Source organism: Flavobacterium restrictum (assembly GCF_007097245.1).
Taxonomy (GTDB): Bacteria; Bacteroidota; Bacteroidia; order Flavobacteriales; family Flavobacteriaceae; genus Flavobacterium; species Flavobacterium restrictum.
In genome coordinates, this window is the sequence record NZ_VJZT01000015.1 from 67,003 (window position 1) to 92,370 (window position 25,368).

The window sequence follows — 25,368 nt, forward strand, 5'->3', positions numbered from 1 at the left end:
TAAAACAATATTGAATTGTATTTTGAAAAGGACTTTGGTATTTGCTAGAAAGCTACTTTTTTGGTGAGTATTTTTCCGTCTTCCAAAGTTACTTTTACAATCGCAATTTGGTTACTTAAAGATATTGTGCTAGTCTTAAATTCGTTAGCGTTGATTTCTTTTTTGTCAAAAATACTTCGGCCTAAAACATCAAATACGGCAATTTGTTTGATTGCAGCAACGGTTGATGTGATCTTTAATTCTTTTTTATCTTTAGAAACTAGCACCGATTTGTTCAAAGCATTAAAATCAGTTGTTCCTAAAGCTGCGGTATAACGCAACACGAAACGGTCATTGAAGGTTCCAACCTCGGATGTGAACATATACGGATCTGATTTTAAATCCCATATTACATTCGTTAGTTTGTCCTCCAGATAAATTCCTTGATCATCAAGAAACAATCCATCTACGTGGTCAATTGCTATAGTTGCATCGCCAGCAAGGTTGATAGAATATCCTAAAGGCACCATGTCCGAATCTGTAAAAGGTAATGCTCTGCCTTGAATAACTAACTTGTCAGTTCCTAAAAGACTAAACAAAGCAAATGGTTGTAAATCATTGTAAACCAAACCGTCATAACCAGGGTCAAAATCATTAGTAGCATTGGTTATATAGGTTACTAAAGTTTGGCTTCCTGAAACGCCGTTGGTTAAATTGAGCCATATTCTATCGGTTTCACTCAAGACACTTTTAGATTTTTTGGTTGAACCTGTTTTGTAAAAATTAGTATTTGTATTATTAATATCTCGCATTGTATTGTCAAATACCACATCACCAGGAGCATCTACTTCAACAAAAAAGCCCTGACCTGATGGAATGAATTGTGTTGGAGCCGATATATTAGCACTCCCCGTTAATACTCCAGCTCCGCCAGCTTTGGTATACGTAGCATAATCAGCGTCTAAATAATTATTGCCAACTGGTCTACTGTTGTGTGTCCAGAAATACAATGTTCCCGAGATGGTTTGTGTTCCTGTTCCCGTAGTAATATTTGCGTCTATAAATGCATCCGCATCAATTGCAGATGGATATGGATTGCCTATTAATCGTTCTCCTAACGAGTCTGATGGTCGTACAGTAACGGGAATGGTAATTGTACCGTTATTAGGAACTCCTTGAAATGCGGAGGAGGTGTCAACAGTTGGTATGCTTGAGCTTGTTCCTTGTGCCGCTCGAATAACGTAGCCAATTCCTGGGTCAAAAACAGTTGTGTAAGGACTTATATTAATATAATCATTATCATATATATAAAATTTATCTCCTAATGAATTTGGTGCAAAATTATTCAAAGTTTGTGTTCCGCTAGTTGGTGACGCCCAGAAGGTAAAGTCATATTCGAGTAATGGGGAGGTATTTCTTTTTACAATTATATCCCCAACATTAGCTCCTGTAAAAGTCGTTTGTACCAAGCTAGCATTGTTTTCAATAGTCAATGTTCCAGGATTAGTAACAGTAACGGCATCGCCTACAGTCAAGGCAAAACCGTCTTGAAGCGTAACGCCACCATTTGTAATTGTGAGCGTATTTGCTACATCAACATCACTTGCCATCGTGTAAACACCTCCAGCACCAGTAAACAAAAGTTTAAAATAATCACCCGCGGTTACCGTTTGGGTTGCTCCATAATACTCGACTGTTCCTGACGAAAAGGGCGTGCCATTAGTAATCCCAGAGAAACGAACTTTCCCGTCCATTGAGGGTGCAGTTGTGTAGAGTAATGTACCGCCTCGCATATCCAAAACCGAATTTGGTGCTACTACATTCAAAGCATTGGTGGTCAAATTAAAACCATTCATATCAAAAATGGGCGTTCCTCCATTATTAATATTTAATTGCCCACCTGTCACGATGTTGCCCGATGCTGTTTGAGTTCCTGAAGTATTGTCTAATTCCAAAGCTGGCGTACCATTATACGTTCCCGCTACAACCGTTTGTCCTCCTGTTGCACTCGAAAAAATTACGGTGTTATTCCATGTTTTACCTGTTGGGATTGGCGTGCTAGCCGTATTGGCTGTTTTGAGTTGTCCTATCCCAGTAGTAGAAAAGCTTCCACCAGCTGTTAAAACAAAAGTACTCATATCCAAAACCGATGCTATATTAGCAATATCCAAGACGGCATTTACAGTAATTCCTCTAGTAGCTGTAACCGCAGCACTAGTATTGGCAATGGCTAAATTATTAAAAGTTGTAGCATTTGAGCCGCCAATAGTTTGCGCCGTGGTACCATTAAAACTCACGGTACTTGTATTGGGTACAAAACTTCCGTTGTTCGTCCAGTTGCCGCTTACGGTCAAGGTATTGGAACCTGACACAGTCAAAGTAGCTCCAGTAATAATAGTAATGTTTCGGCATAAACCTCCTGATGCCCCAACGATGGGTTGATTAGCGGCAGTTCCAATAGTAACATCCGTAGACGCTGTTGGAATGCTTCCGCCACACCAGTTTCCAACGGTATTCCAATCAGTATTGGTGAGTCCAATCCAAGTTCCTGCCAAGCAGGAAGTCAATACATTTACAATTCCTGTAGTGGTGCTTCCAAACCAAGTTGCATTTTGATTGGTTGCTGGTGAGATCGTTCCTCCATAAGATCCCAAAGTGGTTTGTAACACTCCCGCAAAGGTTAATGTTCCAGCTGTTGAGGTGCTTCCGTTAAGCAGCAATGCTACAGCTGTACCGCTAATACCTAATTCGCCCGTAATAGTTGTTGCTCCCGCAAATGTTTTATTACCTGAATTGCTCAAAAGCAAAATTCCGTAGCTTTTTACAGCAACTGTTTGCGCCGTTCCGCTATAGTTTACGGTACTGGTTGTGCTTAAAGAGGTAGTTGTAAAAACAGGAAAAACACTCGTTCCACTTACTTTTAAAGTTCCTAAATTAGAAACCGTTAGCGTAGAAGCTCCCGAAATGGCAAATCCACCGTTGTCCAAAGTAGCTCCTCCAGCTATTATCAATCCAGATGTAGCATTTATTGTTTTGATACCGTTAGCAGTTACAATTCCAGTATTTATAATACTTACACCTCCTGTTGCAACAAATGTCGCAATCCATTCCAGACCTGAAACTTGCGCAACCGATCTATTGTATTGCAATGTGGCATTGGCACCATAAGTTGGGGCTGCTGATACCGTTGCTGTTCCCTCCATCGATAGGGTACCGTTTACCGTTGGTACACCCGTAAGTGTTTTTGTCCCTGAACCAGAAAAAATCAGTTTATTAAATATCGAGGCTGTCGCCAAAGTTTGCCCTGCCCCACCAAAATTAACTGTTCCTGTTCCGCAACTAAAATTTGATCCTGTTCCAGCCCAAGCCGTTCCTGTAAAAGTAGCATTCAAGGTACTAGAACCTCCGTTCAAAGTTCCGCTAGTTAAGGTTATAGCTCCTGTAAAGGCATGGGTTAAACTAATACCTAAATTTAATGTTCCTGCACCAGTAAGGGTCAGTCCTGCACCACTTATATTACCACCAAAAGTTGCTGTACCGGATGTTTTGGTCATGGTAACCAGTCCCGTTGTAGTAAAACCAGCAATACTTTGAGTTGCCATAGTATTGGTAATATCAATGGACGAACTTCCGGCGGTTAGTGTGCCACTATTTACAAAATTTCCACCAAAAGTCAGTCCGAGATCTGCTGTTGCTAATTTCCCTACACTAGTAATAGTAAGCGGACTGGATACTCCCATAACTTTGGCAGTATTGAGTGTAATAATTTGTGTGCCATTAATAACAATTCCGCCCAAGGCGTTGAAAGGAGTTACCCATTCTTCGGAAGTGGCAGTTCTGATATTGGTGGTGTCGTATTGCAAGGTCGCATTGGCACCATAAGTAACCACTCCTGTTGTTACTACTACAGTAGCTGTTCCTCCTAGAGTAAGTTTCCCGTTAACAGTAGGTGTGGTTGCAAAAGTTTTAATTCCCGATCCCGAAAGTGTTAAATTGTTATACGCTAGTACAGCTGCCGTTTGATTTCCTGCTCTATAATATTCTACCGTTCCTGTTCCTGGAATAAAGGTGCCACCAGTACCAGAAACACTAGTTCCTATTTTTAGTAAACTCGAGCCACAATTGAGTGTCCCAGCTGTTCTTGTCCATGTTTTTGTAAAAGTATGTGTCCCAGAAACTAAACTCAACGTTCCTCCAGTCCCGTTAATGGTCAAACCTCCACCAGTTATATTCCCAGTAAACGTTGCTGTTCCTCCTGTTTTGAGCATGCTAACTGTACCCGTTGTAGTAAAACTTTGAATCGATTGATTGGCTGTTCCTGTAAATTGAACTAATGCCGATAAAAGCGTAACCGTTCCCGCATTCGAATAATTTCCACCCAAAAGCAATCTTCCCGCTCCGGTATAGGTAACAGTTCCAGTACTTGTGTTCGAGAAATTACCTGTTGCAATAGTAAGTCTTCCTGTACTCAAGGTAAAACTACCTGAATTGGTAAAATTTCCTGTAAGTGCTACTACTCCAGTTGTTCCCGTTACCGAACCATTATTTGTAAAAAATCCTGTTGTTGTAAGTGTTCTATTGGCAATATTCAACGTAGCCGCTGAATTGACAGTAACATTAACAATACTTGTACCTCCGCCCAATGTAACGCTATTACCAGCTGTTGTGGCAATAATAACGGTATCCGTAGCAGCAGGAGCAACTCCTCCTAACCAAGAAGTTCCTACTGACCAAGTTCCACCGGTAGCGGTACTGGTTATTGTAGCCGCATGGGCAAATGAAACGACCAATAACATAAAAAGCACTAATAAAAACGAATTTTTTGTGCTTCTAAAAAGTATATTTTTCTTCATAACATATTGATTTAAAATAAATTTACAACCCTAATATTGCAAATATAGCCGTTTTAAAAACGCTTTAAAAATAAAAAATCACTTTTATGTTAAAACAAAAGCACTATCAGTAATTAATTGGCAAGTACTTAAATTATCCGCAAATAGTTTTTACGTTCAACTATTCTCTATCGAAGAAAATATTTTTGGTTATAGTTTTTAGTATTTGGATAAAAATGTCTCATAAAGACAACTTTTCAAGCTCTTGATGATGGTAAAACCACTTTTTGCGATATCGGGCTTTAAATAACAAAAATTCCTTGCTAATATCTTAAATCCGTATTATCTGTGGGCAAATTTTATATCGTGCAAATATTTGGGGTTAAAAGCCATTGCTCTGGACTAGTCGTGACTTGTCTCCATACTATCATAAAAAATCTTATTTTTGCACTCAATAAAATTGAATCATGATACAGAATCCAAAAAGATATACCATTACAGCGGCATTGCCTTATACGAACGGACCTATTCACATTGGGCATTTGGCGGGGGTTTACGTGCCTTCGGACATATATTCCCGCTATTTGCGTTTGCAGGGAAGAGACGTTTTATTTGTTTGCGGAAGCGATGAACACGGCGTTGCTATTTCGATGAAAGCCAAGAAAGAAGGCATAACGCCACAAGAAGTAATTGATAAATACGATGGAATTATTCGTAAATCGTTCTCGGATTTCGGTATTTCATTTGATAATTATTCGAGGACTTCGGCAAAAATTCATCACGATACCGCTTCGGAATTTTTCAAGAAATTGTACGAACAAGGCGATTTTATTGAGGAAGTAACCGAGCAATTGTATGATGCCAAAGCCAATCAGTTTTTGGCCGACCGTTTTGTGGTGGGAACGTGTCCAAAATGTGGCAACGAAGAAGCCTATGGTGACCAATGCGAAAAATGTGGATCGACTTTGAACGCTACGGATTTGATTAATCCAAAATCAACCATTACGGGAGAAACGCCTGTTTTAAAATCTACAAAACACTGGTTTTTGCCTTTGGATCGTTATGAAGATTTCTTGAAAGAATGGATTCTCGTTGGGCATAAAAACGACTGGAAACCCAATGTGTACGGACAAGTAAAATCGTGGATTGACGGAGGATTAGAACCTCGTGCCGTAACTCGTGACTTGGATTGGGGAATTGACGTTCCGGTTGCAGGTGCCGAAGGAAAAAAATTATACGTGTGGTTTGATGCGCCAATTGGCTATATTTCGTCTACCAAAGAATGGGCTGCGAGAGAAGGAAAAGACTGGGAACCCTATTGGAAAGATGCCGAAACCAAATTGGTTCACTTCATCGGGAAAGACAATATTGTTTTTCACTGTGTAATTTTCCCTGCGATGCTAAAAGCCGAAGGAAGTTACATTTTGCCAGACAATGTGCCTGCCAATGAATTCTTGAATTTAGAAGGCAACAAATTGTCGACGTCCAAAAACTGGGCGGTTTGGTTGCACGAATATTTGGAAGATTTTCCAAACCAGCAAGATGTTTTGCGTTATGCACTAACTTCGAATGCTCCCGAAACCAAAGACAATGATTTTACCTGGAAAGATTTTCAGGCGAGAAATAACAACGAATTGGTTGCGATTTATGGCAATTTCATTAATCGTGTGGTAGTTTTAACCAACAAATATTACGAAGGAATTGTACCTCAACCAAATGAACTGTCAGAAGTTGACGAAGCGACTTTGACCGAATTGAAAGCGTATCCAGCAGTGATTTCGAGTTCATTAGAACGATACAGATTCCGTGAAGCTTTAGGCGAAATGATGAATGTGGCAAGACTTGGAAACAAATATTTGGCCGACGAAGAGCCTTGGAAAATGATCAAAACAGATCCTGCCCGTGTGCAAACCCAAATGTATGTAGCCTTGCAAATTGCAGCAGCGTTACAGGTTTTGTGTGAACCGTTTTTACCGTTTACAGCAACGAAATTATCCAGAATTTTGGGTGTAGAGACCTTGCACTGCAACGTCTCTACGACGAAAATAACCTGGAATACTGTTGCTACAAATTCTGATTTACTACCTGCGGGTCACCAAATTGGAGAAGCCGAATTATTATTTTCTAAAATTGAGGACGAAGAAATCCAAAAACAAATAGACAAACTAGAAGCCACTAAAACCGCCAACAAAGCCGAAAATAAAGTGGTCGAACCTCAAAAAGATTTAATCCAGTTTGAAGATTTTGGCAAAATGGACATCCGTGTGGGAACCATCCTAGAAGCCGAAAAAATGCCGAAAGCCAACAAGCTTTTGATTTTGAAAGTAGATACCGGAATTGACGTTCGCACAATCGTTTCCGGGATTGCCGAAAGTTTTAAACCAGAAGATATCATTGGGAAACGCGTAACGGTTCTTGTAAATCTAGCGCCTAGAAACCTGCGTGGCGTAGAAAGCCAAGGTATGATTTTGATGACCAATTTGCCCGACGGTAAATTGGCATTCGTAAACCCAGATGTGGATGGAGTTGGGAATGGGGAAGGGATTTCGTAAATGCGTTTGGGTTTTGTAGAGACGTTGCACTGCAACGTCTCTACAAGAACGCAACGTATTTACCCGGGGAATATTCATAATAAATCATAACTAATGACAAACAAATTCAAAAATAAATACCGCATTTCGTCCACCCGATTAAAAAATTGGGATTATGGAAACAATGGTGCTTATTTTATTACGATTTGTACTGGAAACAGAGAACATTTTTTTGGAAAAATCGTTTGTGTTTATGGTGAGAACGAAATGCAATTCAATGAAAATGGGGAATTGGCAAATAAATTTTGGGAAGAAATCCCCAAACATTTTCCATTTGTAGAATTAGGAAATTATCAGGTAATACCCAATCACGTTCACGGAATATTGATAATCGACAAATCGAATATTGTGGATGATTCTGTTTTAGAAACGTTGCGTGTAGAGACGTTGCACTGCAACGTCTCTACGAACAATACGAACAATACGAACAATACGAATAATACAAACAAAAAAATGTCGAAAATTTCGCCAAAACCAGGTACGATTTCCACCATTATACGTTCCTACAAATCGGTTGTATCCAAACACGCACATTATATCTATGCTGATTTTGGATGGCAAGAACGTTTTTTTGATAACATTATCTGGGATTCAAAATCGTTTAACCGAATCCAGAATTATATAGAAAAAAACGTTGTGAATTGGAAAGAAGATAAATTTTATAGTTAATTTCGGTAAAACGTTTAATAACAAAATCCAAATAATCCAAATGAACCTAAAAGTAATTGCCTTCGACGCTGATGACACCTTATTTATCAATGAAACCTACTTTGACGAAACCGAGAAAAAATTCTGTGGATTGATGGAAGATTATTTGTCGCATCAAGGCATTTCGAAGGAGTTATTCAAGATAGAAATTGGCAATCTCAAATTGTACGGTTACGGCATCAAAGGGTATATTCTCTCGATGATTGAGGCAGCAATAACCATTTCGAACCACACCATTCCCATTGAAGTTGTCGAAAAAATCATTCAATACGGAAAAGAATTACTCGAAAAACCAATCGTTTTATTAGCGGGTGTCGAGGAAACCTTGGCGGCTTTGCAAGGCAAATACAAATTAGTAGTTGCCACCAAAGGCGATTTGCTCGACCAACGCCGCAAACTACACAATTCCGGTTTAGGGCATTATTTTCACCACATCGAAGTCATGTCAGACAAGCAGGAAACCGATTATTTGGATCTCATCAAACGGTTAGAAATTCAGCCAGAGGAATTTTTTATGATTGGCAATTCCTTAAAATCGGATGTTTTACCGGTTTTGGCCATTGGCGGACACGCCGTTCATATTCCGTTTCACACGACTTGGGCACACGAAAAAATTGATCATACGGTGGTGCATGCTAATTTTCATGCTTTTGCAACCATCCAAGAAGTTTTAACGGTTATTACCTTATGAAAACACGTTTAGACCTAGAAAATTGGAACCGAAAAGAGCATTTTTTGTTCTTTAAACAAATGGAGGAACCCTTTTTTGGGGTTACTGTACGGGTAGATTGCACCAAAGGATACGCCAAAGCCAAGGAATTGGGGACTTCGTTTTTTATATACTATTTGCATAAAACATTGGTGGCAGTAAATGCGATTGAGAATTTCAAATACCGCATTTCAGTTGAGGCTATTGATGTCAATCAACAAATTGATGGTTCTGCAACCATAGGCAGAGCCGACGGTACTTTTGGGTTTTCATTAATAGAATACCACCCTGATTTTGAAGTTTTTGAGAAAATTGCACTAACCGAAATGGAACGAATTCAAAACACTACGGGACTTTTTACAAGAACTTTTGACCAGGACAATGTCATTCATTTTTCGGCGATTCCGTGGTTGGATTTTACGTCGCTTTCGCATGCTCGAAGTTATCGTTTTCCGGATAGTTGTCCCAAGATTTCGTTTGGTAAAATGACTATTTCAGAGGATGGAAAAAAATCCATGCCTATGTCCGTTCACGTGCACCACGGGTTGATGGATGGTTGGCATGTGGGACAATTTGTGGATTATTTTCAGGAATTGATGAATGAATAAAGCGCAAATTGGAATGCTGCTGAAACGAATTGTTATTCCAAAACGCAGATAAAAACTAATTTTTTTCTATTTTAGATTTTTTCAAAGATACCGCTGGATTTAGCTTGCTTTCAAGTTATAAAATAAAAAAATCGCAGTTCACAATCGAAATACGATTGTCAACTGCGACTTATTGTTGCAAGCGGAATTTATTTCCCTAAAAGCATTACTTCATTTATTACAACCTCCGTAATATAGCGTTTTTCGCCATTTTTGTCGTCGTAGCTGCGGTGGGTTAATTTGCCGTCAATGGCCACTTGAAGTCCTTTTGTCACGTATTTTTCGATGATTTCGGCAGTTTTTCCCCAAGCGGTTAATCGGTGCCATTCGGTTTGTTCTACTTTCTCGCCTTTGTCGTTTTTATAACTGTCTTTGGTTGCGAGGGTAAAATTGGCTAGTTTTTTTCCTCCGTCTAAATTTTTAATTTCTGGATCGTTTCCTACGTTCCCAATCAATTGTACTCTGTTTTTCATGTTGTTCATGGCGTGTAAATTTTAAAGTGTTAGTGTGTATATTTTTTGTAATTGAAATAAACAGTGCAATTGCGTTGTTTGATTCCGACTTGGCAAAGATGCGGTGGGTTGGGGATAGTAGTCGGTTGCTAACTGCTTACTTTCGGTTGTAACTATTTGTAACCGTTTGTAAATGGAAATTTTTTAGTATATTTGGTTGATTGTTAAACCACTCGCTAGGAAATCATGGCTTGGGATTGTTGGATATAGCGTTGTGGGATATTTGTACCGAAATGGTACTGAAGAAAATAATCGATAAGTTGGCAGACATTATCAAAAAAAATCGGAATAATTAAAATAATCTGTGGTAAATGAATCTAGAAAATCATTATAAAAAACTTTATGAAGAATCGATAAGTAAAATTTCTTCTGACAATTATGAAATTGACAATTTAATCGATTCTGAAAAAGATAAAAGGTTTGGACTAACACTTTTAATAAGACCTTCTAATGAAATTAAAAAAGAGATTCATAAATTTCTCAAAAAAATTAAAAAAATAGAGCCAAATCAATATTATTATCCAAATTCTGATATTCACATTACAGTAATGTCGATAATTTCATGTTACAACGGTTTTGATATGTCAAAAATTGATATTCAAAAATATATTGAATTGACTAAAAAATGTCTTTTAGAAGGAGTGGACTTAAATATTAGTTTCAAAGGAATCACGGCTTCACCTTCTGGAGTTATGATACAAGGATTTATGGATAATAACGAACTAAATGACATTAGGGATAGGTTGAGAAAAGAATTTAAAAACTCTAATTTAGAACAAAGTTTAGATAAAAGATATTCGATACAAACAGCGCATTCTACAATTATTCGATTTAAAACAGAATTAAGTCAAAAAGAAAAATTTTTGAAATTTTTGAATAAAAATATTAATTATGATTTTGGAACTTTTAAAGTAAATAAATTTGAGCTTGTTTATAACGATTGGTATCAAAGAGAACAATACGTGAAAAAAATATATGAATTTGTCACATAAAATTTTGTCGCTTAACATACGCAAGAAACAATTTGGGTATTAGGCTTAATAGAAAGGCGGTTTTGTATTTGAAATAATTTGTTCAAATCCCAAAAGCAACGACACCTAATTTTTGATTCTAAAACAACTAAAAAACCATAAAACCTAAAATAGCCCTGATGGAAGGGAAAATCCTTTTTTGGGGCGTTTTTCACGCAACAAAAAAGATTGGAATGACAGCAGGAATCCATACCGGCTGAAAAACCAAATCATTCGCTCCTGAACAAGCCAACAATTTGATATAAAAACAAGATGATGAAAACCTGCCTAGAATGCGCTGAAAAAATTGTGGGTCGCGAGGACAAAAAGTTTTGTAGTGACGGCTGTCGAAATGCTTACAACAACAAAATTAACAAGGACAGCACGAATTATATGCGGAATATTAACAACAAATTGCGCAAAAATTACCGTATTTTGTGTGACCTGAATGGGGATGGAAAAACCAAAACAACACGTGCCAAGCTGTTGAGTAAAGGTTTTGACTTTGAGTTTTTCACGAATATTTTGAATACCAAAACGGGAAATACCTACTATTTCCTGTACGACCAAGGCTACTTGGTATTGGATTCGGATTATTATATGCTTGTTAAAAAAGATATTTAAAATACCACAAATCTACAAAATAGCATGAAAAAAGAATACAGTTCGATAGGTTCACTGCTGCTGCTCCTATCGGTTTTAGGAATTGTTTTTGCAGCGATGAAACCGCAATCGCATGAGGATGGAGGAAAATCACTTTCGGAATTTTCGACCAAAAGGGCTTTTGCACATATTGAGGCAATGACCCAAAAACCGCATTATGTGGGATCTCTTAACCATGATGTGGTGGCCAATTATGTGGTTCAGGAACTCCAGAAACTGGGACTTGAAACGACTACGCAGGTCGGTTTTACGTTGAGTGATGGGGGAAATCTAGTGCAATCCAAAAATGTTTTGGCTCGTATAAAAGGAACCGATAGTGCCAAGAAAGCATTGCTCTTGCTCTCGCATTATGATAGCGCACCGCATTCCTACTCGCATGGCGCTAGCGATGATGCTTCTGGAGTGGCAACGATTCTTGAGAGTGTCCGGGCGTTTTTGCATTCGAAAAAAGCGCATCAAAACGATGTTATCATTCTCTTTACAGATGCCGAAGAGTTGGGTTTGAATGGCGCAGCACTGTTTGTAACACAGCACGCTTGGGCAAAACAGGTGGGATTAGTACTCAATTTTGAAGCCCGAGGTTCTTCTGGACCTAGTTATATGCTCATGGAAACCAATGCAGGAAATGCGGGCTTGGTCAAGGAGTTTGCTGCTGCAAATGCTACGTATCCGGTTTCGAATTCGTTGATGTACAGCATTTATAAAATGTTGCCTAATGATACGGATTTAACGGTTTTTAGACAACAAGGCAACATTCAAGGCTACAATTTTGCTTTTATAGACGACCATTTTAATTACCATACGGCGCAGGACGATGCCCAACATTTAGACCAAAACACTCTGGCGCATCAGGGAACGTACTTGATGCCGTTGCTGAATTATTTTTCGAATGCGAATTTGGCTGCTACAAAAGCTACTGTTGATTATGCCTATTTTACGATTCCGTTTGCGTTTATTAGCTATCCGTTTAGTTGGATTTGGCCTATGGCGATTGTGGCTCTTGCGATTTTTATTTTCCTTGTTTTTCTGGGCAAAGCCAAACGAATTATAACGTTTAGGGAAGTGGGTCGCGGTTTTTTTCCGTTTGTGGGTTCCTTGCTAGTGGCGGGTTTGGTAACGTATTTTGGCTGGAAAGGGCTGTTGTTAGTCTATCCGCAATACGGTGATTTGCTCAATGGTTTTACCTATAATGGTCATGCGTATATAGCGGCTTTTGTATTGTTGAGTTTGGCAATTTGTTTCTTGTTTTATAGTCTTTTTTCGTTCAAGAAGGTGACTATGAATCATTATGTACTGCCACTTTTGATCTGGATTAGTATCAATTTTCTTGTGGCGGTGTATTTGCCTGGAGCGGGATTCTTGATTATTCCAGTATTTTTTGGGTTGTTTGCTTTTGGTGCCTTTGTGCTAACGCAAAAATCAAATTGGATTTTTAATGTCCTTTGTGGGATTCCAACATTGCTTATTGTTGCGCCGTTTATCCAGATGTTTCCGGTTGGTTTGGGACTCAAAGTGCTTTTTGGAAGTGCAATTCTTACCGTTTTGGCATTTGGGTTATTGCTTCCTATTTTTGGGGCGTATGCCAAAAAGGGAATCTTGGCATTGCTGTTTTTTGGAGCGGCAGTTGGCTTTTTTGCCAAAGCACACCTAGCATCTGGTTACGAATCTGGGAAAGCCAAATCCAATAGCTTACTCTACGTGTATAACGCCGATACGGATAAGGCCAATTGGGTCACGTATGACACCAATCTCGATTCTTGGACAAAAACGTATTTGGGTGAAGTTCCAAAAAAGGTTCAAAAAACAGACGATTTGCCGTTGTTTAGCAAATATAATTCGGTTTTTACCTATACCGCTCAAGCACCCAAAATAAACGTACAGCAACCTACCATTGCGTTCTTGAGAGATAGTGTGGTGGGCAATGTGCGGTATCTTAAAATAAAAATCACACCCAATAGAGCAGTGAATAGGTATGATATTTTTGCCAATGAAAAAATGGATTTACATCTCTTTAAAGCCAATGGCGCAACAGTTATTGGTCAAAAAGACACGCAATTAGTCCGAAAAGGAAAGAAAATTTTGAGCTATTATGTGGTCAATAACGAACCGCTAGAACTGCAATTTAGAATCAATAGCAGCACCGTTTTTGACATGGATTTGATGGAAAGTTCCTTTGACTTGGTTACCAATCCATTGCTTAACCTCAAAAAAAGAGAGTCTTGGATGATGCCAACCCCTTTTGTCTTGAATGATGCGGTGGTGATTCGCAAAAAAATAAAACCAACTCCAGTAGTGGCTGCTCCTTTGGTCATTCCCGCAGTGTTACAACCCATTGCAAAGGATAGTTTGAAGTAAGTAGTATTGGTTTTAGTTCCCAAATGCTGTCGTTTCAAAACCGTAAATACTATAATTAGTTTCCATAATTATGTAACAATTTGCGGCTGTAATTCCGTCATTTTTACATAAAGAAATTCGTTATGAAAAAATGTATAGCATTACTTGGAATTATATTAGCGCTTACTACTTTGTCCTGCAAACAAGCGGAAGCCGAAAATAGTCCAAAAACGGTTAAAATTGTCCAAAAAAAGCCTGTTCGAAAAGCCCCAAAAGCAGTTTCCTATACTTTTCAAAATCCTAAAAAGTGGTTGAAAACAAACCAAAGTACGGCTAATTTGGAAATTGCTTTGGCAGTAAATCGCACTGATAAAGCGTTTTTTGTCAAAATGGATTCCGTGATTATCCCAACAGATATGACTGGCGATATGGCTTTTTATTTGCCTTTTCCTATGCAGGTTCCTTATTTAGAGCAGGTAGAAAAAATCATTTTCTTTTCCTATCCAACGCAAACTTTTGCGGCTTATGAAAATGGAATCTTGGTTTATACTGGACCAACAAATATGGGTAGAAAAAAAGATCCTACGCCCACAGGATTGTTTTTTACGAACTGGAAAGCCGAGGAAACAACGAGTACCTTTGATGATGAATGGAAATTGCTTTGGAATTTTAACATCGAAAACAAAAAAGGAATTGGGTTCCACCAATATGATTTGCCCGGTTATCCTGCCTCGCATTCGTGCTTGCGATTGCACGAAAAAGATGCTAAATCGCTATACGAATGGGCAGATCAATGGGTTTTAATCAACGACGAAAATGTGAAATTTAAGGGAACTCCGGTAATCGTTTTTGGAAGTTATGATTTTGATGCGCCAAAACCGTGGTTGCAATTGGTTCAAAATCCAAAAGCATTAACAATCACTACAACTGAAATTGAAAAAATCACTTCGCCCTATCTACAAACCATTTTGATGGAACAAGAAAAAAAGAAAAATAGTAAGTAATACACGATATTCGATTTAAAAATAAATTCGTGTTCATTGGTATAGCTACTACAACTTTCAAATGGTTTGAATTTAAACTACTTTTGAGCAATTATTTTTTTTATGATGACTCAAATTAGTATTCTTGGTTGCGGTTGGTTGGGTTTGCCTTTGGCGAAAGCCTTATTAGAAAAGGGATGCGTTGTAAAAGGATCTACGACATCGCCAGAGAAACTTTCGATGTTAGAAAACTCCGGTATTCAACCCTATCTAATCGCTCTTTCCGAAGAGGAAATAGCCGGAAATTGTGACGGATTTCTTGAAAATTCTAAAATTTTGATTATCGATGTCCCGCCAAAACTCCGTGGGTCAAATACAAATGCTATGACTTCGACACGGAAGACATTTGTAGAAAAGATAAAAAACACACTGCCTTTTATAGAAAAATCGAGTATCGAATGCGTGCTTTTTATTAGTTCCACATCGGTGTATGGAGATGGAAATCAATGTACTGTGACTGAAGAAACTAAAACGGGTCCCGATACAGAAGGAGGGAAGCAACTAGTTGAAGTAGAGCAACTTTTGCAAAAAAATACTGCTTTCAAAACTACGATTCTCCGTTTTGGGGGCTTGATTGGCGAAGACCGAAATCCTGTAAAATTCTTGGCAGGTCGAGAAAATATCGAAAATCCAACGGCTCCTATAAACCTTATTCATCAAGACGATTGCATTGGGATTGTCCTTAAAATTCTGGAAACTAATTCTTGGGGAAATACCTTTAATGCGGTGTCGCCTTTTCATCCCACACGTGAGGCATATTATACTCAAAAAGCGATTGCTATGGATTTGGCTTTGCCAAAATTTAATCATTCCCAGCCCTCGGTTGGAAAAACAATTGGGAGCGACAAAGTGAGTTCGGTTTTAAAGTATACCTTTGTGCAAACAACTTTATAACTTGAAAAATAGCATAAAATCGGCTTTTTTATCCAAAATAAATGCCATTGGTTTACCCATTTTAGCCTTGTGTTGGGTGAGTTTTATTTGGGGAACCACTTGGTTGGCCTCAAAGGAAGGAGTGAAACACATGCCCGCTTTGCAACTAGCCGCCATCAGACAATTTATAGGTGGCGCGCTGTATCTTGGCTTTTTTTGGTACAAAAAAACTCCTTGGCCAAAGGGAAAACAATGGAAATCAATCCTGATTTTGAGTATTCTTAATTTTGTATTGAGCAATGGGTTGAGTACTTGGGGCGTAAAATATATTAGTAGTGGTTTGGGTGCTATTATTGGGGCTTTGGTTCCTTTGTGGGTTGTTATTATTAGCTTTTTTAAAGGCGAACGATTAGCACGATTATCGGTTTTGGGGCTGGTCATTAGTTTTGGTGGCGTGTGTGTTATTTTTTACGACCACCTCACTGATTTCTTGAAACCCGACTTCCGATTTGGTATTTTAATATCCATAATTTCGACAGTGACTTGGGCTTTTGGTACGTTGTATACCAAGAAAAAAGCAGCCTGTTTTAATCCCTATTTTAGTTTAGGATTGCAAATGTTTATTTCCAGTATTTTACTGTTTGCTTTTGTTGGTGCCACAGGAACATCCGTTAGTTTGAGTGCAATTCCTATGATTTCGTGGGTATCCATTGGGTATTTAGTCGTGTTTGGCTCGGTGCTTACATTTATTGCGTTTATCTATGCGTTGCAACATTTGCCCGCTTCCATCAATAGTATTTATGCGTATATCAACCCCATTGTTGCGGTACTTATTGGGGCTTTTATAGCCCATGAACCGCTTAATAGTGCCATTGCTATTGGCGGTGCAGTAACTTTGGGCGGATTGTATTTAGTCAATTATGGCATACGGAAAGCAAGGAAGTAGTTTCAAATTATTTTTAAATAGATTCCTTTTCTCTAGTATATTATATAGTTCTACCACTAATTGAATGGATTTTAAAATTGAATTATACGAATCCAATAATCATTAGAATTTGTGCAATTCAATTTTAAAAATTGTGTTAATTCGTGAAATTGCTTCGCCTATTCTATCGCTCGGGCAATGTCATTAAGTTAAGGAAGGAATTATAAAATTAGCACGCAGATTCAGCAGATTCGGCAGATTTTTTCCTCTTTTTTCTGCGTAAATCTGCGAAATCTGCTTGAAAATAAAAAGAGTAATTTCTTAACTTAATGACATTGATCACTCGGGTTGTGGTAGATTTTTTTTGCCCACACAATTCATAGTAAACTTTTATAAACAGTATTGGTATTACTTTCTTCACCACAAAAAAATGCCAACTTATTGCAAAATAAGTTGGCGTTTTTAATTTTAAAAAAAAGGTAAACTACCAGATTTTCACTCGTTTTTCGGGTGTGATGTACATGCCGTCTCCTGTTTTTATAGAAAAGGCATTGTAGAAAGCATCGATGTTTTGTACGGGTACATACGCGCGGTACATGCCTGGCGAATGCGGGTCTGTTTTGACTTGACTTTTGATGGCTTCGTCTCTCATTTTGGTTCTCCAAACGGTAGCCCAAGAAATAAAGAAGCGTTGCTCTGGCGTATAGCCATCGATTAGACCTGGATTGCCGTTTTCTTTTAGGTACATTTGCAACCCATCATAAGCGGCATTTACACCACCTAAATCGCCTATGTTTTCGCCTAGTGTAAATTTACCATCTACATGAATGCCAGGCAAAGGTTCCAAGGCACTGTATTGATCTGCGAGTGCGGTGCCTAAGGCTGTAAATTGTTTTAAATCTTCGGCGGTCCACCAGTCTACTAGATTGCCATCGGCGTTGTAGCGTGCGCCTGAATCGTCAAATCCATGCGAAATTTCGTGTCCTATTACAGCTCCTATTCCGCCATAATTCACGGCTTCATCGGCGTTGTAATTGTAAAAAGGAGGTTGCAATATAGCAGCTGGAAATACAATTTCGTTATAGGATGGGTTGTAATAGGCATTGACCGTTTGTGGTGACATGCCCCATTCTGTTTTGTCTACTGGTTTGGGTAATTTATCGGCATCTTCTTGAAAGGTCCAACGAGAAAGATTGTGCATGTTTTCGAAATAGCTTCCTCCTTCGGTAGGACTTTTTATGGTTAACGCCGAGTAGTCTTTCCATTTATCAGGATACCCAATTTTGATGGTTATTTTGTTCAGTTTTTCGATGGCTTTTACTTTGGTTTCTGGAGACATCCAAGGCAAATTATTAATTCGAATTTCGTAAGCACGAATCACGTTTTTAATCATTTTTTCGGCTTTGACTTTGGCTTCAGCCGGAAACATTTTCTCTACATACAATTTCCCTAAAGCTTCGCCAATCATGGCATTTACGGTTTGCAAGGCTTTGTCTTCACGAGGACGTTGCTTGATGGCACCCGTCAATGTTTTGCCATAAAAGTCAAAATTAGCGGCTTCGATAGTGGTTGTTAAGCGACCTGTATTGGCGTTTAAAAGTGTCCAACGGAGGTATGATTTCCAATCGGCAATTTTATTTTGGGCAAAAATAGTTTGCAACGCCTTCATGTATCTAGGTTCCGAAACGATAATTGTATCTAATTTTTGTAATCCAAGACCATTAAAATAAGCTTCCCAATTGATGGCTGGCGTCATTTTTTGCAAATCGGCAATGGTCATTGGGTTGTATTGCAAGCGGCTGTCTCTGCGTTCTACACGATTCAATCTTGGATTTGAAAGCGCGGTTTCTACAGCCAAAACTTGGTGTGCACTTGCAGTAGCTTGTGCTGGTTTTTCGCCAATAAAAGCAAACATTCGTGCTACATGCAGTTCGTATTTGGCTCTTTTTTCTTTAGAATCTTTATCGTCTGCGGAGTAGTAATCTTTGTCAGACAATCCGAGTTTTCCTGGCCCAAGATTTACCGAGTTTTTGATGCTATTTTTGTCATCGGCACCAATATAAATACCAAAAAAACCAATGCCACCAATGGGTTCCATCTCTATCAAAAGTTTTTGAAGGTCTTGAATGGTTTTGATCTTATCAATTTTGGCTAAATACGGTTTCAAAGGCGCAATTCCTTGCTTGTTTCTCGCAACAGTGTCGAGAATTGATTTGAAAAGATTGACGGCTTTTCCTTGATCCGTATTGGATTTATAAACAGGATTTTTGGCCGCTTCTTTCAGGATTGCTAGGGCATCTTTGTCGGTTTTTTTTAATAACTCATTAAAACTTCCCCAAGAGGTTCGGTCACTTGGAATTTCGGTTTTATCCAACCAAGTTCCGTTTACAAAACGAAAGAAATTATCGTTTGGCTTGACGGATTTATCCATAAATGTAACATTAAGCCCAGGTTCTGTTGGTTTTGCAACGGTTTGAGCCTGCGTTTCTGAAAGCCCAATAATTAGTGGAATCACAAAAATAAAGGGGTTAGCGAAGATTTTTTTCATTTTTCAAAATGGTTTAGACGTTATTACAAACATATTAATACTATTTTTAATAAAATGTTAATTTTAAATATAATTTCAATACGTTAAATATTTCGTTACCAAAGCTTCGTTTTGTATTTTTGTGGCGCACTTTTTTGAAAAAGGAAAAACCCAGTAGTTGCATTCTAGATTTTGTGTTTTTTTTGATTTTTTCAACCCAAAAAATAATTTTAAAACGCCTCATGAAGTCACTTTTTTATAAATACCGAAAATTTTTTGCCGTTTTGTTCGTCTTTTCTAGCATTACCATTTACTTGTTTTATAGCGCTTTGAAACCTGCGAAAACCTTGCCTATTTATAATCCATCCGATGTTAATCCAGAATTAGTCGATAGTACGATGCAATATATTAGCAAAGACCACCAGATTGCTGATTTTAAGTTTGTCAACCAAAACGGAAAAACCATTACCCAAAAAGATTACGAAGGCAAAATATATGTTGCTGATTTTTTCTTCACCACTTGCGGTTCAATTTGTCCAAAAATGACAACCAATCTTGCCGAAGTACAAAAAGCCATCAAAAACAATCCAAAAGTGATGCTACTTTCGCACACCGTTTTTCCAGAAATTGATAGTATTCCTGTGCTAAAAGCCTATGCTTTGAAAAACGGCGTTATCGATAGCAAATGGAACTTGGTTACGGGCGATAAAAAAGAAATTTATACGCTGGCCAGAAAGTCCTATCTTGCCGTAAAACTAGGAAAGCCAGAACAATTATACGATATGGTACACACTGAAAACTTTGTTTTGGTGGATCAAAAAAGACGGGTTCGTGGGTTTTATGACGGCACCAAAAAAGAGGATATGACCCGCTTGATTGAGGATATTAATTTTTTGTGTACACAATAAGTAAGCAACTCCTATTGGCATTCTTTATTTTTGCTTAAGATTTGGTACAAAACTGATAATTATCATTTGGGTTTGTATTAAAAGATGTATTTTTGCAATCTTAATTCAATCTAAATAAGGCTTGCAAACAACGATACATTCTCTCAAAAAAGGCGAAAAAGCCATTATCAAAGATTTTGATATTGATGCCGTGCCTTTAAAATTATTAGAAATGGGTTGTTTACCTGGGAACCAAGTCGAATTATTACAAATTGCCCCTTTTGGAGATCCGTTGTATTTGAACGTAAATGGCTCACACGTAGCCATCAGGATTGAAACTGCCCGCCAAATCGAAGTTGAAAAAATCAAAAGATAACCGGTAATGAGCCTCAAAAATATAAATGTTGCTCTTATAGGCAATCCCAATGTAGGTAAAACTTCGGTTTTTAATCAACTCACAGGATTGAACCAGCAAGTGGGAAATTATCCCGGAATTACTGTAGAAAAAAAGATTGGTTTTTGTAAATTACCTACCAATATCAAAGCCAATATCCTAGATTTACCGGGTACTTACAGCCTAAATGCTAGTTCTATTGACGAAAGTGTGGTGATTGAACTTTTGCTAAACAAAAAAGATCGCTTGTATCCTGATGTCGCTCTTGTGGTGACCGATGTTGAAAATCTTAAAAGAAATTTACTCCTTTTTACCCAAATAAAAGATTTAGAAATTCCCACCATTCTAGTCATTAATATGGCGGATCGAATGAAGCACAAAGGAATTTCGCTTGATATTCCGTATCTTGAGGAACATTTGAAAACAAAAATTGCCTTGATTAGTTCCCGAAAAGGCTACGGAATTGAAGAATTAAAAAAATTAATTGTCACCTACAAATCGATTTCGAGTGAGCCGTGTTTGAACGCTTCGAGCATCGATCCCGAGTATTTTGATGGCTTGCGTGCTACTTTTCCAAACCAGTTGTTGTACAAATTGTGGTTGGTAATTACCCAAGATGTGAATTTTTTGAATCTAGAACGAAAGGAAATTAAAAATTCATATACTAAATCCCACTCGGATTTGAAGCGGTTGCAGCAAAAAGAAACTATCAAACGCTACCAGTTTATAAACGATGTGCTCAAGCAAGGACTTCAAGTTGATGCCTCGATAGCCAAGGATTTCCGCAGCGTTCTAGACCGAATACTCACTCATAAAATATGGGGTTATGTGATTTTCTTTGTCATATTATTTGGTATTTTCCAATCTATTTTTGTGTGGTCAAAAGTACCAATGGATTTTATAGACACGACTTTTGCTTCCTTAAGTTCCTTGGCTAGCCAGAAATTACCAGCAGGAGTTTTGACGAATTTAATTGCCCAAGGAATTATTCCTGGTATTGGGGGGATTTTGATTTTTATACCACAAATCGCCTTTTTGTTTCTCTTTATTTCTATTCTCGAAGAAAGCGGTTATATGAGCCGAGTGGTTTTTTTGATGGACAAAATCATGCGTAAATTTGGACTTTCGGGCAAGAGTGTCGTTCCTTTAATTTCGGGGACAGCCTGTGCTATTCCTGCAATTATGGCCACCAGAAATATCGAAAACTGGAAAGAAAGACTCATTACCATTCTCGTTACTCCGTTTACCACCTGTTCCGCTCGATTACCCGTTTATGCGATCATTATTGCTCTAGTGATTCCTGATGAACGCCTTTTTGGGATTATCAATATGCAAGGATTAACGCTTATGTTGTTGTATCTTTTGGGTTTTGGAATGGCTATTTTCTCGGCTTATATTTTGAATAAAATTCTAGAAATCAAAGGTAAAACATACTTTATTGTAGAAATGCCTAATTATAAATTACCGCTTTTTAAGAATGTAGCCATCAATGTTATCGAGAAAACCAAAGCGTTTATTTTTGGTGCGGGCAAAATCATTTTGGCCATATCTATCGTTTTGTGGTTTTTGGCTTCGTATGGACCAGGCAAACAGTTCAAGAATGCCGAAACTATTATTATTGAAAAAACCAAAAGTAATCCGTTGTCCAAAACAGCACTTGATAACGCTATCGCTTCGCAAAAACTAGAAAATTCGTACATTGGAATAATGGGAAAAGCGATTGAACCAGCTATTTCGCCTTTGGGTTATGACTGGAAAATAGGTATTGCCATCATCAGTTCGTTTGCAGCAAGAGAAGTATTTGTAGGTACCTTGGCAACGATTTATAGCGTGGGCGACTCGGATAACGAGAACACGATTAAAAACAAAATGCAAGCCGAAATAAATCCCGAAACAGGCGCCAAAATATTCAATTTTGCCTCGGGAATATCACTACTTTTATTCTATGCTTTTGCCATGCAATGTGCCAGTACACTTGCTATCACCAAGAAAGAAACCAATACTTGGAAATGGCCTTTAGGACAACTTATTTTTATGAGTGGCTTGGCGTATCTTGTAGCTTTAATTGCCTATCAACTTCTTAAATAAAGCCGTATGATTCAGGAAATTATTGCTTTTGGAATATTGGTCTTGGCACTTTTTTACCTCCTAAAAAAGTACTTTTGGAAGAAAAAAAATTCCGATAAAAATTGCGGCAGTGGTGATTGCGGCTGCAGCTAATTCGCTTTCACAAAGTAATCACTAATAATTTCATCTAAAATCGTTAATTCGCAATTACCACTTTTATTTTGTTAGACAAATCAAAGGCTTCTTCGGTAAAAATTAAATTTTGGAGGAATCTATACAGGTTTGATTATAGGTTTTGGGAATGATTCTGGGTTTGCCCTAAAATGCAAAAAAGCCATTCACAATAAAGTGAAAAGCTTTTCATTGGTCTAACTACTAAACCGCGCTACGAGTTACAAATTCGTAGCAAACAACACAACTAGCTTTCGATACTAAATTTGGGCAAAAAAGCCTTTCAGTTACGAAAGGCTTTCCCCAATATGAGCGGTCTGGACGGGACTCGAACCCGCGACCCCATGCGTGACAGGCATGTATTCTAACCAACTGAACTACCAAACCTCTACTTTACTACTTCACTATCGCCTTATTTTTATAGGGTTTCAGTGAACTTGTTTGCGGTGGCAAATATACAATAGATTTCTGTTTATGCAAGCGTTTTTATGAAAAAAAATCAATAAATTTTGGGCTCGCTATCCAAAGTTTTGTTTTTCAATTAAATAGGTGGTCATTATTTTTTCAAAACTTTCGTGAACGCCTACAGGAATGTACTTTATCTTGTTTTGAGCACAGGTTAATGCTAGCTTTTTGAAGTAGTTTTCGACTTGTTTTTCGTATTCTTGTTTGATAGTATCGGCAAAAACGGCTATTTCTTCTCCTGTTTCTACATCAATAAATTTCCTTGGTGCATTGTCAAAGTCAAAAATAACCTCGGTTTTATGATCAACAACATGAAACAAAACCACTTTATGCTTGTTGTGTTTTAAATGTTGCAAGGCGGTAAACAACTTTTCATCGCTACCCAAATGAAACATATCGGCAAACAGGATTACCATCGAACGGCGGTGTAATTTCTCGGCTATTTGATGCAAAAACGGAATCGCATCCGTTGTTTTTGGAGTTTTCGAAGCTGTCAATACGCCTTCAAGCGCATTCAAAATCATGCGGTGGTGGCGATCACTACCCTTTTCGGGCGCATAATACTCATACCTATCCGAATACACACTTAAACCCACGGCATCTCGTTGTTTTTTTAACAAATTCATTACAACTGCCGCTGCCAGAACCGAAAATCCAATTTTGTTTTCATAAAACAACTGATTCGGTTTCAAAACAGGATAGTGCATCGAGGACGAATTATCAATGATGATGTGACACCTCATATTGGTTTCCTCCTCATACCTTTTGGTGTACAACCTATCAGTCTTGGCAAATAATTTCCAGTCGATGTGCTTGGTACTCTCGCCGGCATTATACTCTTTATGTTCTGCAAACTCTGCCGAAAATCCATGATAAGGACTCTTGTGCATTCCGGAAATAAAGCCTTCTACGACTTGATTGGCCAGCAGTTCTAAATGGTCAAAACGAGTTATTTCGGCTAGTTGCGATTCGATTTTCATAATTCAAATGTATGAAAAGATGGACTGAATTAAAAACAAAATTGATGCTTCATTCATTTTTTGACCAATAAAAAAAGGCTTGACTTTCGCCAAACCTTTATATCTCATTACTTGCTCAAAAACGAGAGCGAAAGTGTTTATTACAACAATGCGTCTAAACTATCCGCGTAAGTTTGTTTTGGAGCAACACCTACTTGTTTTCCTACTACTTCGCCGTTATGAAAAACCAACACCGTTGGAATGTTTCTCACACCATATTTTGCAGCAAATTCTTGGTTTGCATCAACATCTACTTTCCCAATTACGACTTTTCCTTCGTATTCCGTACTCAATTCGTCAATGATTGGTCCCACCATGCGACAAGGCCCACACCATGCTGCCCAAAAATCTACCATAACTGGTTTTGTTGACTTCAAAACTACTTCTTCAAAAGTAGCATCTGTTATTGCTAATGCCATAATATCTGTATTTAAATTAATGCTTAATTGTTTAAAATTTCAAATTAGAGTACAAATTTAGAAATTAAAAACCATTCCAATGCTATTCCTAAATTAGTTTTGGTTATGCGTGCATTACCGTTTGTTATTTTTATACATTTTAATGCCATTTTAAGTTAAAATTTGCGGTAAAGAAAAAATGAACATTTTATATTGCTGTAAATTCTAACTTAAAATGGTATGAGGAGCACAACAACCCGTTTTATAACAAGACTCGTCCTGCTGTTCGTTCTATCTTTCCTGCCGAACCCCGGCAGGAAAGGATGCCACTTCCATCAGGGCTAAACGAAAAATACTATTGGGAAAAAGTAATTTTAGTTGTAATTTTTAATTTTTACGTTTTACCGTCATTATTTGTTCATGATTTTTTTTGGAAAAATCTGGATTTCTTTCCCCATTAAATTCCAAATCATTAAAAACTCATTTTCAGTTATTGGTTTAATTACTCCAGAAATTCTTCCTATTTCTTTATTTTCTTTTGATTGTCCGCAATTACCCATAACACAATAAAAAGCCTTATATTTGATAAAAAAAAACGATGAATCTATTCAATT

Annotated in this window: 19 protein-coding genes and 1 tRNA gene; 14 read left to right on the forward strand and 6 right to left on the reverse strand. The window is 37.9% G+C overall.

Translation table 11 applies throughout. The features are described 5' to 3' along the window. Positions 1 to 44: 44 nt before the first annotated feature. On the reverse strand, positions 45 to 4,832 hold the full coding sequence (locus FNW21_RS13345) for a T9SS sorting signal type C domain-containing protein (RefSeq protein ID WP_144257255.1): 4,788 nt from the start codon (positions 4,830 to 4,832) through the stop codon (positions 45 to 47). 446 nt (positions 4,833 to 5,278) lie between these two features. On the opposite strand from FNW21_RS13345, the gene metG reads away from it, so the two are divergent. From metG to FNW21_RS13365, 4 genes are all read left to right on the forward strand, one after another. After that, positions 5,279 to 7,363: a methionine--tRNA ligase gene (gene metG / locus FNW21_RS13350; protein WP_144257256.1), complete on the forward strand. Its 2,085-nt coding sequence runs from the start codon at positions 5,279 to 5,281 to the stop codon at positions 7,361 to 7,363. A gap of 93 nt (positions 7,364 to 7,456) precedes the next feature. After that, positions 7,457 to 8,071, forward strand: coding sequence for a transposase (locus FNW21_RS13355; RefSeq protein ID WP_144257257.1), 615 nt, complete (start codon positions 7,457 to 7,459; stop codon positions 8,069 to 8,071). Between the two features lie 40 nt (positions 8,072 to 8,111). Continuing rightward, positions 8,112 to 8,801 (forward strand): HAD family hydrolase, encoded by a 690-nt coding sequence (locus tag FNW21_RS13360; RefSeq protein ID WP_144257258.1) that lies wholly within the window; start codon positions 8,112 to 8,114, stop codon positions 8,799 to 8,801. Next, positions 8,798 to 9,427 carry a chloramphenicol acetyltransferase gene (locus FNW21_RS13365; RefSeq protein WP_144257259.1) on the forward strand — a complete coding sequence of 210 codons (630 nt, stop codon included), beginning with the start codon at positions 8,798 to 8,800 and terminating at the stop codon, positions 9,425 to 9,427. The genes FNW21_RS13360 and FNW21_RS13365 overlap by 4 nt, the downstream gene beginning before the upstream one ends. A 188-nt stretch (positions 9,428 to 9,615) precedes the next feature. On the opposite strand, the gene FNW21_RS13370 is transcribed toward FNW21_RS13365, so the two are convergent. Beyond that, on the reverse strand, positions 9,616 to 9,948 hold the full coding sequence (locus FNW21_RS13370) for a single-stranded DNA-binding protein (RefSeq protein WP_144257260.1): 333 nt from the start codon (positions 9,946 to 9,948) through the stop codon (positions 9,616 to 9,618). 341 nt (positions 9,949 to 10,289) lie between these two features. Here FNW21_RS13370 and FNW21_RS13375 point away from each other — a divergent pair, with 341 nt between their 5' ends. The 6 genes from FNW21_RS13375 to FNW21_RS13400 all read left to right on the forward strand — a co-directional run bounded on the left by FNW21_RS13375 (position 10,290) and on the right by FNW21_RS13400 (position 16,847). Continuing rightward, the gene (locus FNW21_RS13375; RefSeq protein WP_144257261.1) at positions 10,290 to 10,970 is read left to right on the forward strand and encodes a 2'-5' RNA ligase family protein; all 681 of its coding nucleotides are present in this window, start codon (positions 10,290 to 10,292) and stop codon (positions 10,968 to 10,970) included. A gap of 294 nt (positions 10,971 to 11,264) precedes the next feature. After that, complete coding sequence (locus tag FNW21_RS13380) at positions 11,265 to 11,612, forward strand: hypothetical protein (RefSeq protein WP_144257275.1); 348 nt, start codon at positions 11,265 to 11,267, stop codon at positions 11,610 to 11,612. 24 nt (positions 11,613 to 11,636) lie between these two features. Further along, positions 11,637 to 14,006, forward strand: coding sequence for a M28 family peptidase (locus FNW21_RS13385; RefSeq protein ID WP_144257262.1), 2,370 nt, complete (start codon positions 11,637 to 11,639; stop codon positions 14,004 to 14,006). Positions 14,007 to 14,128: 122 nt separating this feature from the next. Further along, positions 14,129 to 14,989, forward strand: coding sequence for a L,D-transpeptidase (locus FNW21_RS13390; RefSeq protein ID WP_144257263.1), 861 nt, complete (start codon positions 14,129 to 14,131; stop codon positions 14,987 to 14,989). A gap of 105 nt (positions 14,990 to 15,094) precedes the next feature. Then, complete coding sequence (locus FNW21_RS13395) at positions 15,095 to 15,922, forward strand: Rossmann-fold NAD(P)-binding domain-containing protein (RefSeq protein WP_144257276.1); 828 nt, start codon at positions 15,095 to 15,097, stop codon at positions 15,920 to 15,922. A gap of 1 nt (position 15,923) precedes the next feature. Continuing rightward, positions 15,924 to 16,847: a DMT family transporter gene (locus FNW21_RS13400; protein ID WP_144257264.1), complete on the forward strand. Its 924-nt coding sequence runs from the start codon at positions 15,924 to 15,926 to the stop codon at positions 16,845 to 16,847. Between the two features lie 463 nt (positions 16,848 to 17,310). Here FNW21_RS13400 and FNW21_RS13405 read toward each other — a convergent pair whose 3' ends face one another. Next, the gene (locus tag FNW21_RS13405; protein WP_144257265.1) at positions 17,311 to 19,374 is read right to left on the reverse strand and encodes a M13 family metallopeptidase; all 2,064 of its coding nucleotides are present in this window, start codon (positions 19,372 to 19,374) and stop codon (positions 17,311 to 17,313) included. 221 nt (positions 19,375 to 19,595) lie between these two features. Here FNW21_RS13405 and FNW21_RS13410 point away from each other — a divergent pair, with 221 nt between their 5' ends. The 4 genes from FNW21_RS13410 to FNW21_RS13425 all read left to right on the forward strand — a co-directional run bounded on the left by FNW21_RS13410 (position 19,596) and on the right by FNW21_RS13425 (position 22,854). After that, a complete protein-coding gene (locus FNW21_RS13410; RefSeq protein WP_144257266.1) occupies positions 19,596 to 20,261 on the forward strand; it encodes an SCO family protein in 666 nt (221 codons plus the stop codon). Positions 20,262 to 20,382: 121 nt separating this feature from the next. Then, entirely contained in the window at positions 20,383 to 20,616 is a 234-nt protein-coding gene (locus FNW21_RS13415) for a FeoA family protein (protein WP_144257267.1), read from the forward strand. 6 nt (positions 20,617 to 20,622) lie between these two features. Next, the gene (gene feoB, locus FNW21_RS13420) at positions 20,623 to 22,722 is read left to right on the forward strand and encodes a ferrous iron transport protein B (RefSeq protein WP_144257268.1); all 2,100 of its coding nucleotides are present in this window, start codon (positions 20,623 to 20,625) and stop codon (positions 22,720 to 22,722) included. 6 nt (positions 22,723 to 22,728) lie between these two features. Further along, complete coding sequence (locus tag FNW21_RS13425) at positions 22,729 to 22,854, forward strand: FeoB-associated Cys-rich membrane protein (RefSeq protein ID WP_144257269.1); 126 nt, start codon at positions 22,729 to 22,731, stop codon at positions 22,852 to 22,854. A 331-nt stretch (positions 22,855 to 23,185) separates the two neighbouring features. On the opposite strand, the gene FNW21_RS13430 is transcribed toward FNW21_RS13425, so the two are convergent. From FNW21_RS13430 to trxA, 3 genes are all read right to left on the reverse strand, one after another. Continuing rightward, positions 23,186 to 23,259 (reverse strand) — tRNA-Asp (locus FNW21_RS13430). Between the two features lie 131 nt (positions 23,260 to 23,390). Then, entirely contained in the window at positions 23,391 to 24,317 is a 927-nt protein-coding gene (locus tag FNW21_RS13435; RefSeq protein WP_144257270.1) for a DUF58 domain-containing protein, read from the reverse strand. A 140-nt stretch (positions 24,318 to 24,457) separates the two neighbouring features. After that, entirely contained in the window at positions 24,458 to 24,775 is a 318-nt protein-coding gene (trxA, locus tag FNW21_RS13440; protein ID WP_144257271.1) for a thioredoxin, read from the reverse strand. Positions 24,776 to 25,368: the final 593 nt, after the last annotated feature.

Coding starts and splice junctions, on each gene's coding strand:
- FNW21_RS13385 (WP_144257262.1), top strand. CDS start 11,637: ATGAAAAAAGAATACAGTTCGATAGGTTCACTGCTGCTGCTCCTATCG.
- FNW21_RS13410 (WP_144257266.1), top strand. CDS start 19,596: ATGAAGTCACTTTTTTATAAATACCGAAAATTTTTTGCCGTTTTGTTC.
- FNW21_RS13375 (WP_144257261.1), top strand. CDS start 10,290: ATGAATCTAGAAAATCATTATAAAAAACTTTATGAAGAATCGATAAGT.
- FNW21_RS13360 (WP_144257258.1), top strand. CDS start 8,112: ATGAACCTAAAAGTAATTGCCTTCGACGCTGATGACACCTTATTTATC.
- FNW21_RS13345 (WP_144257255.1), bottom strand. CDS start 4,832: ATGAAGAAAAATATACTTTTTAGAAGCACAAAAAATTCGTTTTTATTA.
- FNW21_RS13435 (WP_144257270.1), bottom strand. CDS start 24,317: ATGAAAATCGAATCGCAACTAGCCGAAATAACTCGTTTTGACCATTTA.
- FNW21_RS13365 (WP_144257259.1), top strand. CDS start 8,798: ATGAAAACACGTTTAGACCTAGAAAATTGGAACCGAAAAGAGCATTTT.
- FNW21_RS13380 (WP_144257275.1), top strand. CDS start 11,265: ATGAAAACCTGCCTAGAATGCGCTGAAAAAATTGTGGGTCGCGAGGAC.
- FNW21_RS13355 (WP_144257257.1), top strand. CDS start 7,457: ATGACAAACAAATTCAAAAATAAATACCGCATTTCGTCCACCCGATTA.
- feoB (WP_144257268.1), top strand. CDS start 20,623: ATGAGCCTCAAAAATATAAATGTTGCTCTTATAGGCAATCCCAATGTA.
- FNW21_RS13370 (WP_144257260.1), bottom strand. CDS start 9,948: ATGAACAACATGAAAAACAGAGTACAATTGATTGGGAACGTAGGAAAC.
- FNW21_RS13395 (WP_144257276.1), top strand. CDS start 15,095: ATGACTCAAATTAGTATTCTTGGTTGCGGTTGGTTGGGTTTGCCTTTG.
- FNW21_RS13390 (WP_144257263.1), top strand. CDS start 14,129: ATGAAAAAATGTATAGCATTACTTGGAATTATATTAGCGCTTACTACT.
- metG (WP_144257256.1), top strand. CDS start 5,279: ATGATACAGAATCCAAAAAGATATACCATTACAGCGGCATTGCCTTAT.
- FNW21_RS13425 (WP_144257269.1), top strand. CDS start 22,729: ATGATTCAGGAAATTATTGCTTTTGGAATATTGGTCTTGGCACTTTTT.
- FNW21_RS13405 (WP_144257265.1), bottom strand. CDS start 19,374: ATGAAAAAAATCTTCGCTAACCCCTTTATTTTTGTGATTCCACTAATT.
- trxA (WP_144257271.1), bottom strand. CDS start 24,775: ATGGCATTAGCAATAACAGATGCTACTTTTGAAGAAGTAGTTTTGAAG.